Origin of the sequence: Bacillus haynesii (assembly GCF_001969855.1) — a bacterium.
GTDB lineage: Bacteria > Bacillota > Bacilli > Bacillales > Bacillaceae > Bacillus > Bacillus haynesii.
Window position 1 is genome coordinate 220682 of sequence record NZ_MRBL01000003.1, and the last position, 15949, is coordinate 236630.

Annotated in this window: 14 protein-coding genes; 12 read left to right on the forward strand and 2 right to left on the reverse strand. The window is 48.3% G+C overall.

Annotation, left to right across the window (positions count from 1 at the left end):
• Positions 1-134 precede the first annotated feature (134 nt).
• The 6 genes from uxaC to BTA31_RS03195 all read left to right on the forward strand — a co-directional run bounded on the left by uxaC (position 135) and on the right by BTA31_RS03195 (position 8395).
• Complete coding sequence (gene uxaC / locus BTA31_RS03170; RefSeq protein ID WP_043927212.1) at positions 135-1556, forward strand: glucuronate isomerase; 1422 nt, start codon at positions 135-137, stop codon at positions 1554-1556.
• 35 nt (positions 1557-1591) lie between these two features.
• Positions 1592-2980, forward strand: coding sequence for a glycoside-pentoside-hexuronide (GPH):cation symporter (locus BTA31_RS03175; protein WP_076788861.1), 1389 nt, complete (start codon positions 1592-1594; stop codon positions 2978-2980).
• 79 nt (positions 2981-3059) lie between these two features.
• Entirely contained in the window at positions 3060-4058 is a 999-nt protein-coding gene (locus BTA31_RS03180) for a LacI family DNA-binding transcriptional regulator (protein WP_043927210.1), read from the forward strand.
• A 58-nt stretch (positions 4059-4116) separates the two neighbouring features.
• On the forward strand, positions 4117-5580 hold the full coding sequence (locus BTA31_RS03185) for a tagaturonate reductase (protein WP_043927209.1): 1464 nt from the start codon (positions 4117-4119) through the stop codon (positions 5578-5580).
• Positions 5580-7070: a UxaA family hydrolase gene (locus BTA31_RS03190; protein WP_076788862.1), complete on the forward strand. Its 1491-nt coding sequence runs from the start codon at positions 5580-5582 to the stop codon at positions 7068-7070. The genes BTA31_RS03185 and BTA31_RS03190 overlap by 1 nt, the downstream gene beginning before the upstream one ends.
• A gap of 14 nt (positions 7071-7084) precedes the next feature.
• The gene (locus tag BTA31_RS03195) at positions 7085-8395 is read left to right on the forward strand and encodes a glycoside hydrolase family 28 protein (protein WP_043927207.1); all 1311 of its coding nucleotides are present in this window, start codon (positions 7085-7087) and stop codon (positions 8393-8395) included.
• Between the two features lie 35 nt (positions 8396-8430).
• Here the strand turns inward: BTA31_RS03195 and BTA31_RS03200 are convergent, their stop codons facing one another.
• Both BTA31_RS03200 and BTA31_RS03205 read right to left on the reverse strand, forming a co-directional pair.
• Positions 8431-9222, reverse strand: coding sequence for an SDR family NAD(P)-dependent oxidoreductase (locus BTA31_RS03200; RefSeq protein WP_076788863.1), 792 nt, complete (start codon positions 9220-9222; stop codon positions 8431-8433).
• A gap of 98 nt (positions 9223-9320) precedes the next feature.
• Positions 9321-10001, reverse strand: a complete 681-nt coding sequence (locus BTA31_RS03205; protein ID WP_043927205.1) for a GntR family transcriptional regulator — start codon at positions 9999-10001, stop codon at positions 9321-9323.
• A gap of 140 nt (positions 10002-10141) precedes the next feature.
• On the opposite strand from BTA31_RS03205, the gene BTA31_RS23495 reads away from it, so the two are divergent.
• The 6 genes from BTA31_RS23495 to BTA31_RS03230 all read left to right on the forward strand — a co-directional run bounded on the left by BTA31_RS23495 (position 10142) and on the right by BTA31_RS03230 (position 15900).
• Entirely contained in the window at positions 10142-10270 is a 129-nt protein-coding gene (locus BTA31_RS23495) for a hypothetical protein (RefSeq protein ID WP_275667461.1), read from the forward strand.
• 109 nt (positions 10271-10379) lie between these two features.
• Positions 10380-11330 carry an ABC transporter substrate-binding protein gene (locus BTA31_RS03210; RefSeq protein WP_043927203.1) on the forward strand — a complete coding sequence of 317 codons (951 nt, stop codon included), beginning with the start codon at positions 10380-10382 and terminating at the stop codon, positions 11328-11330.
• A complete protein-coding gene (locus tag BTA31_RS03215) occupies positions 11293-12357 on the forward strand; it encodes a FecCD family ABC transporter permease (protein WP_043927202.1) in 1065 nt (354 codons plus the stop codon). Before BTA31_RS03210 ends, BTA31_RS03215 begins: the two co-directional genes overlap by 38 nt.
• Positions 12350-13636: an ABC transporter ATP-binding protein gene (locus tag BTA31_RS03220; protein WP_076788864.1), complete on the forward strand. Its 1287-nt coding sequence runs from the start codon at positions 12350-12352 to the stop codon at positions 13634-13636. The genes BTA31_RS03215 and BTA31_RS03220 overlap by 8 nt, the downstream gene beginning before the upstream one ends.
• Positions 13637-13823: 187 nt before the next feature.
• Positions 13824-14726 carry a 4-hydroxy-tetrahydrodipicolinate synthase gene (gene dapA, locus BTA31_RS03225; protein ID WP_076788865.1) on the forward strand — a complete coding sequence of 301 codons (903 nt, stop codon included), beginning with the start codon at positions 13824-13826 and terminating at the stop codon, positions 14724-14726.
• 4 nt (positions 14727-14730) lie between these two features.
• A complete protein-coding gene (locus tag BTA31_RS03230) occupies positions 14731-15900 on the forward strand; it encodes an iron-containing alcohol dehydrogenase (protein WP_076788866.1) in 1170 nt (389 codons plus the stop codon).
• The last annotated feature ends 49 nt before the right edge of the window (positions 15901-15949 follow it).

Genomic DNA, 15949 nt, shown 5'->3' on the forward strand with positions numbered 1-15949 from the left:
CTTCTTTTATATTGAGAAAATAATGGAAAAGAAGGCGCGGTTAGTATAAAATAAGATTGAATGTTAACGTTCACATTATGTTGCAGAAGAAAATGTTAACGTTAACATTTTAAAAAAAGAAAGGTGGAGATTCTGTGAAGCCGTTTTTGAATGACGATTTTCTTTTAACGAATGAAACGTCGAAAGTGTTGTACCACCAGTATGCAAAAGGGATGCCGATCATCGACTACCACTGCCACTTGAGTCCGAAGGAGATTTACGAAAACAAAACGTTTAAAAATCTGACCGAAGTATGGCTGTACGGCGATCATTACAAATGGAGAGCAATGAGGGCCAATGGAATATCCGAAGAGTTTATTACAGGAGACGCGTCAGACGAAGAGAAGTTCAGCGCCTGGGCAAGAACGGTTCCGATGACGATTGGAAACCCGCTCTATCATTGGACCCATTTGGAGCTGAGGAGGTTTTTCGGCATTGATGAACGGCTTGATGAAAAGAGCGCGCCGCATATTTGGGAACGGGTTAACGAACAGCTGGCCGGAGAAGGATTCGGCGCCAGAGACTTGATCGAAAAATCAAACGTTGAAACGGTTGTCACGACAGATGACCCGGCAGACAGTCTAGAGTATCATGTAAAGCTGAAAGATGAAGGCTTTCATGTAAGCGTTTTACCCGGATTTAGGCCAGACAAGGCGCTGGAAATCAATCAAGAAGGCTTTGCCGCCTGGGTGAGCAAGCTTGAAACAGCATGTGGCATGAAGATAGAGAATTATGACGATTTTTTGAAAGCGCTTAAAAACAGAATTGACTTTTTCCATGAAGCAGGCGGACGGATATCGGATCATGCCATCAATCAAATGATGTACACGGAAACAGATGAAAGCGAAGTTCGCCCAATTTTTGCAAAGGTGATGAACGGGGAAAGCGCTTCGTCTGAGGAAGAGTGCAAATTCAAATCCTTTACCCTGAACTTTTTGGGAACATGCTATGCAGAGAAGGGCTGGGCGATGCAGCTCCACATTAACGCCCTCCGCAACAACAGCAGCAAAATGTACCGGAAGCTCGGGCCTGATACGGGATATGATGCGATTAATGATCAGGACATCGCAAAGCCTTTGTGCGGCTTTCTCGATTCTCTTGACCGAAAAGATGCGCTGCCAAAAACGATCTTGTATTCTTTAAATCCGCGAGACAACGTCGTGATTTCAAGCCTTTGCGGAAGCTTCCAGGACGGCCGGATACCGGGGAAAATCCAGCACGGTACCGCCTGGTGGTTCAACGATACGAAAGATGGCATGCTCGAACAAATGAAATCGCTCGCCAACATCGGACTATTGAGCCGTTTTATCGGTATGCTGACTGATTCGCGCAGCTTTCTTTCCTACACAAGACACGAATATTTCAGGCGCCTGCTCTGCGATGTCATCGGCACATGGGTTGAAAACGGCGAAGCGCCGGATGATATCGAGCTGCTGGGCCGGATCGTCAAAGGGATCTGCTACGAAAATGCAAAACACTATTTCCAGTTTGAAGTGAAAGATCGTTTGAAAGCTTAGAATCACAAAATGGCTAGCAGAGGAGCTGCTTTTTCATGGAAATATCGACGAACAAACAAACCGAAACAGTCGCCGTCACTCAAGAGAAATTAAGTTTAAAAGAAAAGGTTTCTTACGGTTTTGGAGATTTTGGGAACGGATTTATGTTTGACCTTGGACAGCTCTATCTTCTGAAGTTTTTCACGGATGTTGCCGGCATTCCGGCGGCGGCGGCCGGAGGCATTTTTCTTGTGAGCAAACTTTTTGCCGCTTTTGTCGATCCGATTGTGGGAACATCGATCGACTACAGGAAGAATATCGGCCCGAAAGGTAAATTCAGGCCGTATCTGCTATACGGAAGCTTTGTGCTCGCGATTTTGACGATATTGACCTTCATCTCGCCGAATCTGTCACCGACGGGCAAACTCATATACGCTTATGCGTCATACATGCTTTGGGGTCTCGGCTATTCCTTTGTCAACATCCCATACGGCTCGCTCGGGGCGGCCATGACGCAAAACTCGGTGGAACGGACTTCGCTTGCTTCCTTTCGCCAGGCCGGCTCACTGGGCGCTCTGTTTGTGACGAGCATTGTTGTCATCCCGATGATTGTCAGGTTTGACAACCCTGCGGTTGCTTATCCGGTCGTCATGGGACTGATGTCTTTTCTGGGTGTGTTGTTTTTCTACATTTGCTACAGGAACTGTCAGGAACGGATTGTCGTAAAAGATGAGAAGTACAAACAGGAAAAAGTAACATTCAAAGCAATATCAAAGACGTTTTTTACGAACAAACCGCTCCTTACGCTTATATTCATGACCATTTTTACGATTTCAGCCTATAACCTTAAATCCGCGATGCTGATTTACTTCGCGCAGTATAACCTCGGCAATGCCGAACTGATGGCTTACATGAATTTTATCATCATCGGCTCATCCTTTATCGGCGTCATCATGCTGCCGAAGCTCGTGAAGTTGTTCGGGAAAAAGCATACCGCCATTTTGGGGCTCGCGGTTTCCGTCTGTGCGGATCTGATTAATTTTTTTGTACCGGGCAATGTCTTTGTTTTTACGATTCTTGCAAGCATCGCCTTCATCGGCATCAGCATTCCGAACGGAATCACCTGGGCATTCGTATCAGATGCGATCGATTACGGCGAGTGGAGAACAGGGGAAAGGAAAGAAGGAACGGTATATTCGCTGTTTAACTTTTCGAGAAAGCTGGCTCAGTCGCTTTCCGGCTTCCTGTCAGGGATCGGTCTCAGCATCATCGGCTATGTGCCGAATGCGACCCAAAAAGCGGGGACGCTGCTCGGCATTAAAGCGATTCTCCTTTTGTATCCGGCAGCTGCGCGGACGGCGGCCATTCTCGTTCTCGGCTATCTGTACCGTTTAACAGATCAGAAGCACGCCGAAATGATCGCGGAAATCGAAGCGAGATCCTAGCGGAATTTCACTTTCTAAAAAGCGCTTTTGATATGGTAAACTGATGGTAACAACAGCAGGAAAAGGCAGGTAAAAAACAATGTCAGTAACGATTAAAGATATCGCCAGGCTGGCGAATGTATCGCACACCACAGTATCCAGAGCGCTGAACAACAGTCCGCTGATAAAAGAGAACACGAAAAAGAAAATACTCGACATCGCAGCCGAAATGAATTATAAACCGAATTTTAATGCGAAAAGCCTTGTCACGCAAAAGTCTTTTACGATCGGCCTGTTTTTAACAAGCCTGACAGACGGGACGTCTTCAAGTTTCTTTGCAGACATCCTGCGCGGCGTCAACAAGGTGATCGATGAAAACTATAATATGGTTGTCAGAGGGATCGACGATTATCATGATTTGTCATCCATTCACCGCAACCGCTATGACGGGATGATTTTAATCAGCCAAAGCGAACAGGATCAGGCTTTTATTGAGCATGTCCTCAAACAGAATATTCCGGTCGTCGTGCTGAACAGAAAAATCGAAGGGCACTCCGTCGTCAATATTTTGGCGAATGAACACGAGGGCGCTTTCCTCGCTGCTTCATACTTGATCAAAAACGGTCACAGACGGATCGCCATGGTGCAGGGGAAAGAAGGTTTTAAATCCTCTCAAGAAAGGAAAGGAGGATTTCTTCGCGCGCTTCACGACGCAAACCTTGACATGCCCGGCGAATACCTCGTTCAGGGCGATTATACGATGCAAAGCGGTTTTCGCGCGGCTGAAACGCTTCTTAAGCTGAAGAACCCTCCGACAGCCCTGTTTTGCGCCAATGATGATATGGCGATCGGCGCGATGAATGCCCTTTATGCAAACGGGAAACGCTGTCCTGACGATATGTCGATTATCGGCTTTGACGATAGCGGATTTTCGGCGTATACGACACCGTCATTGACGACGGTAAAAAAGCCGACGGAAAAAATCAGCATGCTTGGTGCGGAACGCCTGTTGTCACTGATCGAAAACCCGCAGGCAGAAGGCAGGCAGACGCTGATCAGCACGGAGCTGATCATTCGCAATTCAGTTAAGCATCTATAGCATCATTTTTGATGCGCTGTAAAATGTGAACGTGTGCAAAAATGAGGAGGGGATTGAAATGGAGAGGCTGTCCAAACAGATAAGGTCTAAGCCGAGCCGCCCCGAACGGATTTTGCAAATCGGGGAAGGTAACTTTATGAGGGGATTTATTGACTGGCAGATTCATAGATTAAATGAAGAAACCGATTTTAACGGCAGCGCCGTCGTCGTGCCTCCGCGCCGCGGTTCTGTAACGGCCTTTCAAGAACAGGATGGGCTTTACACGCTTTATCTTGAAGGTTTCCGGGAAGGACGGGAGGTTCGCGATTCTGCTGTCATTACATCAATCAGCAGAGTCGTCAGCAGTTATGAGCACTATGATGAATTTATAGAGCTGGCTGATCTGCCGGATTTGCGGTTTGTATTTTCAAATACGACAGAGGCCGGCATCATTTATATCGAGGAAGACCGGCTGTCCGACCGTCCGCAGAAAAGCTATCCAGGGAAGCTGACTGCACTTTTATACAGACGATACCTGACTTTTCAGGGAAGCAGGGAAAAAGGTCTGGTGATCCTCCCCTGTGAGCTGCTTGAAGATAACGGAGAAAAACTGAAAGACATTGTGCTGCGCTATACAAACGCGTGGGCGCTTGAACAAGGGTTCATCGATTGGCTTGAAGAGGCAAACGTGTTTTGCAATACGCTTGTGGACAGGATCGTACCGGGGTTCCCGAAAGAAAATGCACACCGGCTTGAAGAGGCGGCCGGCTATCACGACTCCTTGATGGTGACGGCGGAGCCGTATCATTTATTCGTGATTGAAGGGCCGAAATGGCTACGAGACGAGCTCCCGCTTCATGAGGCGGGCCTGAATGTCGAGTTTGTCAAAGATGTGACGCCGTACAGGGTGAGAAAAGTGAGAATCTTAAACGGCGCCCATACTGCGATGACGCCGGTCGCTTATTTGGCAGGCCTTGAGACGGTGCGTGAAGCAGCTGAAGACGAGCTGATCGGATCATTTGTGAAAGAGCTGATCCAGCAGGAGGTGCTCGAGACGATCGATATGCCCGGCAGCGAGCTTGACACCTATGTGGAAGAGATTCTCGACCGCTTTAAAAACCCGTTTATCCGTCACAAGCTGATCGATATTTCCTTAAATTCCTTTGCAAAATTCAAAGTCAGAAATTTGCCCGTCTTAATCGAGTATGCGGAACGAACAGGCAAACTTCCGGCTCGAACCGTATTCGCTTTAAGCGCTTTAATTTATTTTTACCAAGGAAAACGGGAAGATGAGGCCATTCCGCTGTCTGACGACGATGAGGTGCTGGCTTTCCTCAAACGGCTCTGGACAGAAGAGACAGACGTTTCGAACATCGCATTCCATGTTCTCGGGTTTGAAAAAGTGTGGGGGCAAAACCTGAACGATATGCCCGGATTGACGGACAAGACGGCTGAATATTTAAGGGACATGAAACAAACGGGAATGAGGAAGGCACTGAAAAAAATGATGAACAGCCAAATGGCTGAGCTGGGGGACATGTGATGAAAGACTGCTTGATGATCAATCCTCAAGATAATGTCGGCATTGCGTTAAGAGAATTGCAGACCGGTGAAACGATTACTGTCGGAGAACGGACCATCGTGATCAAGGAAACAATTTTGAAAGGCCATAAGTTTGCTTTAAAAGACATTGCTGAAAATGAAGACGTCATCAAATACGGCTTTCCGATCGGGCACGCCACTGAAATGATTCAGACGGGGGAGTGGGTGCATACGAAAAATGTGAAAACGAATTTGGGCGGTGTCGAAGAATACAGCTACAAGCCGAAGTTTACGGAAAACCGCTATCAAAAAGAACCGCTCACATTTAAAGGATTTAAACGAAAAGACGGAAAAACGGGGATCAGAAACGAGCTATGGATCGTGCCGACCGTCGGCTGTGTAAATGGTATTGCAGAGCTGATCATTAAAGAATTTAAGGCCGAGGTTGGCTCCATCGCCCCTTTTGAAAGCGTTCACGTATTAAAGCATCAGTACGGCTGTTCACAGCTTGGCGATGATCATATCAACACGAGAACGATTTTGGCGAATGCCGTCAAACACCCGAATGCAGGCGGTGTCCTTGTACTGGGACTCGGCTGTGAAAACAACAGCATTCACGAATTCCGCGAAGCGCTCGGCGATTATGATCACAGCCGGGTCAAGTTTCTGCTTTCCCAAGAGGTATCAGACGAAGTCACGGAAGGCGTCAAACTGTTAAAAGAAATTTATGAGCATGCAAAAAGTGACCGGCGCGAAGATGTTCCGCTTTCTGAACTGAAAATCGGTTTGAAGTGCGGCGGTTCTGATGGATTTTCCGGAATTACCGCGAATCCGCTGCTCGGCCGCCTCTCCGATTTTCTGATCGCCCAAGGGGGAACGGCGGTTTTGACAGAAGTTCCTGAAATGTTTGGGGCGGAAACGCTTTTGATGGAACGGGCTGAAAATGAAGAAGTGTTTCATAAAATCGTCCGCTTAATCAACGATTTTAAACAGTACTTTATCGATCACAGGCAGCCCGTCTATGAAAACCCGTCTCCGGGCAATAAAGCGGGCGGCATTACGACATTGGAAGATAAATCGCTCGGCTGTACGCAAAAAGCCGGCACTTCAAAGGTGACGGATGTCCTTGAATACGGGGATGTTTTGAAAAAGAAAGGGCTGAATCTGCTGAGTGCTCCCGGAAATGACCTTGTTGCTTCATCCGCACTGGCTGCTGCAGGGTGTCAAATCGTTCTATTTACAACAGGGCGGGGCACACCTTTTGGCACCTTTGTGCCGACGATGAAAATTTCGACAAATACAGCGATTTATGAGGCGAAGCGCCATTGGATCGATTTTAATGCGGGAAGGGTGCTCGAAGACCGGTCAGAAGATGACGTTTTGAAGGAGCTGACAGCATATTTGATCGAAGTCGCGGGCGGCAGGCAGCTGAACAATGAGATAAACGATTTCAGGGAGCTTGCGATATTTAAAACAGGCGTCACATTGTAAAGGGGGGCGGTAACTTGAGTCTGCAGAAAATAAAAAACGAGATTGTAAAGAAGCTGAAGGTTCCGATATTTCCTAATCGCTTATTTGATGTTACAGCGTTTGGGGCTGACGAAAGCGGAAAAAACGATTCGACGGAAGCGATACAGAAGGCGATTGATCAGGCCCACCAAGCCGGCGGTGGAAGAGTAGCGGTTCCTGAAGGCATGTTTCTTTCCGGTGCGCTCAGGCTGAAAAGCAATGTGGAGCTTCATATTGCACAAGGAGCGGTGATCAAATTCAGTCAGAACCCTGAAGATTATCTCCCCGTTGTGCTGACGAGGTTTGAAGGGGTCGAACTCTATAATTATTCACCGCTCATCTACGCTTATGAAGCCGAAAATATTGCGATAACCGGAAAGGGTACGCTTGACGGCCAAGGCGATGACGAGCATTGGTGGCCGTGGAAAAGGGGAACGAATGGCCAGCCTTCACAGGAAAAAGACCGGAATGCTTTGTTTGAAATGGCTGAGCGCGGTGTCCCGGTCACTGAGCGGCAGTTTGGAAAAGGGCATTATTTGCGGCCGAATTTCATTCAGCCGTATCGCTGCAAACATATATTGATTCAAAGTGTCACTGTGCTGAATTCGCCGATGTGGCAAGTTCATCCCGTGCTTTGCGAGAATGTGACAGTGGACGGCATCACGGTCATCGGGCACGGCCCGAATACCGACGGAGTCAACCCGGAATCGTGTAAAAACGTGGTGATCAAGGGCTGCCATTTTGATAATGGAGACGACTGCATCGCCGTCAAATCGGGAAGAAATGCCGACGGCCGAAGGATCAACATTCCGTCAGAAAACATCGTCATTGAACATAACGAAATGAAAGACGGGCACGGAGGGGTCACGATCGGAAGCGAAATTTCCGGAGGCGTGAAGAACGTCATCGCCGAGGGCAACCTTATGGACAGCCCGAACTTGGACAGAGCCCTCCGCATTAAAACGAATTCGGTGCGCGGCGGCGTTCTTGAAAACATCTACTTTCACAAAAATACGGTTAAAAGCTTGAAGCGCGAAGTGATCGCCATCGATATGGAATATGAAGAAGGGGATGCCGGAGATTTCAAGCCCGTCGTCCGTACCGTTGATGTTAAACAGCTGAAAAGCAAGGGCGGGCAATACGGGATCAGGGTGCTGGCATACGACCACTCTCCGGTCACCGGGCTGAAAGTGGCCGATTCCGAGATCGACGGCGTCGATGTTCCGATGGAACTGAAATATGTGAAAGACCCTGTTTTTTCGAAGCTGTATATTAACGGAAAACGGTATGATTCACACGAATCCTAAACAAAAACCCTCTGCCGATCGGCAGAGGATTTCTGTTAAATGGAGCGGATAATTCCGCCTTCCACTCTTTGTGCGGAACCGTTGATGGCCGCAGCTTTTTCGGAAGCGAGATAGACGATCGTACTCGCCACTTCTTCCGGTTTTGCATAGCGCTGAATCAAAGAAGTCGGCTCATTCACTTTGAAATAATCTTTGACAAAGGTGTCTAAATCGGTTTTCTCCTGAGCGGCGGCACCCTCCATATAATTGGCGACGCCTTCCGTCCATGTAGGACCCGGAAGGACAGAGTTGACCGTCACATTTGTCCCTTTCGTCATTTCGGCCAAACCTCTTGATAAACTGATCAGAGCGGTCTTCGTCATCGAATAAGGGATCATCTGCGGAAGCGGTTTAATGCCGGCTTCGCTTGCCAAATTGAGAATCCTCCCCTTATCCCGCTTCAGCATGGCCGGCAAAAACGCGCGGCAAAGCCTAACAGCGCTTAAAACGTTTACTTCAAAATAGTTGAGCCACTCCTCGTCTGTCACCTCTGTGAAATCCTTCACTTCAAAAAAGCCCATATTATTGACGAGGACATCAAGCTCCCCGATTTCAGCGGTTTTTTCGACCAATGCCCTGCTTTCTTCAGGATCGGATAAATCAGCGGCAATTCCGTGAACGTTTCCGTGGCGGCAAAGCTCATCAACGACCGACTGGACTTTTTCTTCTGTCCGTCCGTTTACGATGACCTCGGCGCCTTCCGCCAAAAAGGCTTCCGCCGTTGCTTTTCCAATACCTGCAGTAGAACCTGTCACGAGCACGAGTTTGTTTTTCAGCTTTAAATCCATATGCCATCAATCCTTGTTTTGAGAGTTAAGATGAAAAAAACATCTAATAAACAGTATATCGCAGCTGGATACAGCGGTCGAAAATCGTGCCTGGCACTTTATTGTTCCCTGTCTTTTAAAATCTTATGAATATCTTCCATCGGACGGAGCCAATTCTTTTTCATCACTTCAGCCGCCAATTTTGGATCGTTATTTTCAAAAGCGGCGATGATTTCCCAATGCTCGGCGGCGGACTGCATTTTCGGAGCAGCCGGCCGATTGAAAAACACATACTTCATTCGTCTGACATGAAGCTGCAGAACAGCAGAAAACTGAAGAACATACGGGTTTTTAGCCGCTTCTGTAATCAAATGGTGGAACTGTTCGTCCAGTTCAGCTGCATCGTGGTACCGCTCCTCCTTAAACGCGGCTTCGTATTGAGCCACGAGTTTTTTTAGCTCGGCGATCTCTTCTTCGGTCAAAAGCGGCGCGGCCAGTTCTGCCGCCAGAGCCTGAAGGTGTGCGAGCGGGGGATAGACGGCCAACGCATCATCGGGATGAATGAGCGTGATCTTTGTTTCTTTTCCCGGCTTCATTTCCACAAAGCCCTGCGATTCCAGGAGCTGAAGCGCTTCTCTGACCGGTGTGCGGCTGACGCCGAGCGCTTCGGCCAGATCGGTGTCCGTGACTTTTTCGCCGGGTTCAAGGGTTCCGTCAACAATCCAGCGCTGCAATTGGTGAAACGCTTTTTCCTTTGCTGAAAGTCTGACCTGAGGCGTATAGTTTTTCGGTATCGGCATAAAACCACCCTTTCTCTATATGCAATATATCGTAAATGATTTAGCAAAAACAATGTTTTTCAGTTGAAAATCTCCTTTTCAGAATCTCATATACAGACCTGTGTCGATTATAGTATAATAATTCCGAAATTAGGATACGAATGAGTCAGAAAGGTGCTGCTCATCAGCAGCTTAAGAGGGGAAGCCGGCGAGAGTCCCGCGAGCAGTTCGGACAGGCCGAGAGCGATGAACCAAAAGCCGGAATAACCGCCTGGATGATGACCGCGTAATCTGCAAGGACAGATGCGGTATAAGCGATGTGCACTTTTTGTACGTTCTTGGTTTGCTGCATCTTTACTGAGTAGAGATGTTTTTATTTTATCCCGAGGAGGAAGCAGGATGAAGAAGTTAGGGCTTTTATTGCTGTCACTGCTGTTGGCCGCCGGCGTCCTTAGCGGCTGCGGTCAAGCGCAAAAACCGGCAGATCAGCAAAAGCAGGAGAAGGCGGCTGAAGCGTTTCCGGTCACCATAAAAGATGCTTCAGGACAAGAGGTCAAAATTGAAAATGAACCGAAGAAAATCGTCTCTCTGATGCCGAGCAATACCGAAATTACATACGCCCTCGGCCTGGGGAAAAAAGTCGTCGGCGTGACGGATTTTGATACATATCCAAAAGAAGTGAAAAACGTTGAAAAAATCGGGGGCATGGAATTTAATACGGAAAAAATCATTTCGTTAAACCCCGACTTGGTCCTGGCCCATGCTTCCAGCATGCAGAGTGCCGAAGAAGGGCTGAAGCAGCTAAAAGGTGCAGGAATTACGGTGGTGACCGTGAATGATGCGGCCTCTTTTGAAGAGGCGTACCGGTCGATCGAAATGATCGGAAAGGCTGCCGGCGCAGAGGATCAAGCGGCGAGCCTGATCAAGAGCATGAAATCTGACCTGGCTGACATAAAGGAAAAAGCTGCCGGCATATCTAAAGCCGATCAAAAGAAAGTATTTGTCGAAGTGTCTCCGGCTCCGGACATTTATACAACCGGAAAAGGCACCTTTATGGATGAAATGCTAGAAGCGATTCATGCGGAAAATGCCGCTTCCGCGCAGAAAGGCTGGGCCAAGATAACGGAAGAAGCGATCGTCAAGCTGAATCCCGATGCGATCGTGACGACAAACGGCGAGTCTGCTGTCAGCGAGATTAAAAAACGAGGCGGCTGGAACGGTGTAAAAGCCGTCAAAAATAACGAAGTATACGACGTGGACCCTGACCTCGTGACCCGTCCGGGGCCGCGATTGATCAAAGGGGTCGAAGAGCTTGCTGAACATATTTACCCTGACGTCTTTAAGAAATAACCGCTTCGCGGCATATGCCTTCAGCCTGTTGTTTTTGTCGGCATCTGTTCTTATGGGAATCTCTATCGGATCTTTGGAGATTCCCATTCCGTCTATTATCAAGGTTTTTTTGGACGAATGGTTTGGCATTCAAGGGTTAAATCCCGATCCGACAGAGGCGAACATCATCATGAAAATCAGGCTGCCGAGGGTGGTATTGGCCGCTCTTGTGGGCGCGGGTCTGGCTGCTGCGGGAGCCGGGTTTCAGGGGCTTTTGAAAAACCCGCTCGCAGATCCGTATACGCTCGGCATTTCGTCAGGCGCGGCCGTCGGTGCAGTGGTCACGCTGTTTTTTGGGATTCAGCTGCCGGTGATCGGAAGTTTTACACTGCCGTTTTTAAGCGTTGCCGCGGCTGTTGTCGTGATTTTTTTGGTTTTGTTCTTTGCGCGGCTCGTACACCCTTCGTTGACCCTGTCTGCTTTGATTTTAACAGGGATCATCTTCAGTTCGTTTTTGGGTGCGCTTATTTCTCTCATGATCGCTTTGACCGGCGATGATTTAAAACCGATCGTCCACTGGCTGCTCGGCAGCGTATCGATGAGGGGCTGGGGCTATGTCGCGCTGTTTCTGCCCTTTTTTGCTGCGGGCGCTGCCGCGCTTTTGATCAGCGGGAGAGAACTGAATGTGATGACTTATGGCGAGGAAAAAGCGAGACTGCTCGGCGTGAATGTGAAGCGGAGTAAATATGTCGTTCTGTTGGCGGGAGCTATTTTAACTGGCAGTGCGGTTGCTGTGTCTGGAACCATTGGGTTTGTCGGCCTCGTCATTCCGCATTTTATCCGGCTTCTGTCTATTACGGATCACCGTCATCTCCTGCCGCTCTCGATGCTGAACGGCGCTTCGTTCCTTGTGCTGTCAGATCTTTTGTCGAGAACCATCATTGAGCCGTCCGAGCTGCCGATCGGCATTATTACCGCACTGGTAGGGGCACCTGTTTTCGGCTTTATTTTGATTCGGCGCTACCGGGGAGGGCGAGTTCATGATTGATGTCATCCGTGTGTCCGGCGGCTATGGAAAAACGGATGTCTTACAGGACATCAGCTTTGCTGTAAAGCCGGGCGAATTTTTAGGAATACTTGGTCCGAACGGCAGCGGAAAAACCACTTTGCTGAAAATGTTGTCGGGAACAATCGCACCTCGAAGCGGCGAGGTGCTGCTTGAATGCCGTTCAGTCGGGGCGTACCAAACGAAGGAGCTCGCTCGCAAAATGGCGGTCCTTCCTCAAAAAACGGAGCAGGCCTTTTCCTTTACAGTGGAGGAAACGGTACAGTTTGGCCGCTACGCGTATCAATCAGGCCTTTTTCGGCAGCTGACAGCGGAAGATCATGATATCGTGAAAAGGGTGATGAAGCAGACAGACACACTTCGCTTCGCCCAAAAATCCATTCATGAGCTGAGCGGCGGAGAGCAGCAGCGGGTGTATTTAGCGCAGGCACTTGCCCAGGAACCCGAATATTTGCTGCTTGATGAACCGACGAGTTTTCTCGATTTGTCATTTCAAAAGAGTCTGCTTGATTTAATGAAACAAGAAACGGCTGCATCCAAACTTGCAGTGGTCGGGGTGTTTCATGATGTGAATATTGCGAGTTTATACTGTGACCGCCTGCTGTTGTTGAAAGATGGAAAAGCAGAAGTTCTTGACCGCCCGGAAGCTGCTCTTTCTGCCGAGCGTATCGGACGAGTGTATGATACGGGCATCACAGCGCTGGACCATCCTCAGCGTGCAAATCCGCAGTTTACGATCAAGGCGAAAACCATCCCGCAGAAAACCGAGCCCCTCTTTTTAAAAGAGCGAATTGAACAATATTTGCCGCACGGCATCGCATTTTCGGCAGACCGTCCGCTCCGTCTTCTGTCCCCTGAAGGGGGCTTTGCTTGGAGACGAAAACTTGTTTTCGCAAGCGGAAATAACTCTGGATGGCCACATGACCTGTCAGCCTTTGAAGATGAAACGCTATTTATCCAACATGATACTGAATTGGCTGACTGTCATATTGTGTCGTCGGAAAGCGGTGATCTTTGCATCGTCGGTATGAAAGATACGGCGGGGCGTTTGATCATGTGGGTGTTAGTTGACGGCTGTTTGCAAGATGGTCAATTTGTGAAGGCGATCAGCACTGCAGCAAATGCCGCAGCCCAGCACCATGTTCCGTGCGGTGATGTGCTTGTAGCGGCCACTCAATCCGGCCGGTCAGCGGATCAAGCCGCTTTTCTGATACAAATTCAAAATAAAACAGCGGCTTGTGTGAAAGCTTTAAAAGATTAATTTGACCTGTCTTTGGACAGGTTTTTTTATTGTTTTAAAAAGCATCAGCTGAAGGTAAGATTTCATTCTTTTGTCCCAAATCCAAAAATAGTGTTGCTTAATGAAGCATAACACCTTTATAATAAAGTTTGTGAAAGCGTTTTACTATTTTATTGTTTAAAAATGCAACAGAGGGGAGCGAAGTCACTTGAAAGTAGAGGGAATTATCCCTGCCATACTGACACCGCTTACAAAACAACAGGCTTTTCATCCGGAAGCAGCCGAAAAGCTGGTAAATCATTTAATTGATTCAGGCGTCCACGGCATTTTTGCTTTAGGAACAAATGGCGAATTTCATTTATTCTCGCAAGAGGAAAAGCTTCAAATTGCTGAAACAGTTGTAAAAGCGGTTAATAAACGAGTGCCTGTTTTCATCGGAGCAGGAGAAAACAGTACTGAGGCGACCATTTCCTTATCCAATCAAATGGCGGATATCGGAGCGGATGTTCTTTCGATTATTACGCCATACTTTGTCGCACCTTCGCAGGAGGAATTGTATCAGCATTTCCGCACGATTTCTGAAAATGTCGCGCTTCCTGTCCTGCTTTACAACATTCCGTCGAGAACAGGCGTATCATTGGAGCCCGAAACGGTTGAACGGCTGGCGGCATTGCCGAACATCATCGGCATTAAGGACAGCAGCGGCAGCTTCGCCAATATTAAGGCGTATCTTGAGCGTACAAAAGAACAGTCCTTTTCCGTCCTGGCAGGAACCGATTCATTGATTTTAGACACATTGAAGGCGGGTGGAACAGGAGCTGTGGCAGCCACAGCCAATGTGCTTCCACAAACTGTTGTTTCAATCTATGAATCTTTTAAACAAGGAAACATTGAAGAGAGCGAGCACTATCAACAGCAGCTGCAGCCGCTCCGTGATACGTTTTCACTCGGTTCACTGCCGGCTCCGCTTAAAAAAGCAGCGGAGCTTGCCGGCATCGACGTCGGACCGCCTAAACGTCCGATTGCAGAGCTGTCGGGAGAGCCGCTGCAAAAAGTGAAAAAGATGCTGGAAGGCTACGGAATTGAAGCAAAACTGACAAAGGAGCAGTGAGGTTATGAAGACGCTTTATCATTTTCAAACGGCCGCCCGAATTGAGGCTGGTGCACATTCACTCAATTTGCTTGGTGATCACTTAGATCAGATCGGATTGAATCAGATTCGTTCGGTGTTTATTTTAACTCAGCCGTCGATCGTTTCTCTCGGCTATGCAGACCAAATCAAAGAGGTGCTGGCTGAGAAAGGCATCTCAAGTGAAGTCAACACGGATATACAGCCGGAGCCGACGGAACAAAACATCGAAGAGGTTTTTCAGCTTTTTTCTGAAGGAGGCCATGACGCGATTCTAGGAATTGGCGGAGGCAGTGTGCTCGATGCGGCTAAAATCCTCTCTGTTCTGAAAACAAATGAAAAACCAATTTCAGCTTTGATTGGCACGAATCTCGTTGAAAAGCCCGGCGTTCCGCTTGTGCTGATTCCGACAACATCCGGAACAGGGTCAGAGGTGACGCCGAATGCGATTGTGACGTTCCCGGAGAAAGAATTAAAGATTGGTATGGTCAGTCCCTATCTGCTGCCCTCGCTTGTCATTTTAGATCCGGTTTTGACGACCGGTCTTCCAAAGGCGATCACAGCTGCAACCGGAATGGATGCATTTACACACGCACTCGAATCCTATATTTCCAACAAAGCAAACCCATTCAGCGACATGTTTGCGCTTGAATCTATGAGACTGATTTCCTCCAGTATTCAGGAGGCCTACCATCATGGAAATAACTTGGAGGCAAGAGAGAAAATGCTCATTGGCGCCATGTATGGCGGAATGGCCTTGACAAGCGCAGGAACAGCGGCGGTTCATGCGATGGCTTATCCGCTCGGGGGAAAATACAAAATTTCGCACGGTGTGGCCAATTCAATGCTGCTTCCACATGTAACGGCCTTTAATGCGGATCATGTGACTGACCGCCTTTCGGATGTGGCTGGCGTGATTGGAATCGAATCAGAAGGTTCGAAGGCCAGCCAAGCAGAGCGGGTCATACGGAAAATTGAAGAGTGGACCGCCGATTTAGATATTCCGCAAAATTTAAAGACATTCGGGGTATCAAAAGAGGATGTGTCATCGCTTGCTGAGGCGGCAGCCGACGTCAAACGGCTCATGGATAACAATCCAAAGCCGATGTCTATTGCGGAGATTGAAGCTGTCTATTTGAAATTGCTGGATATATAGACTGCCGGAATCTGTACATGGTTTTCACCATGGGCCTGTAAGAGGCTCA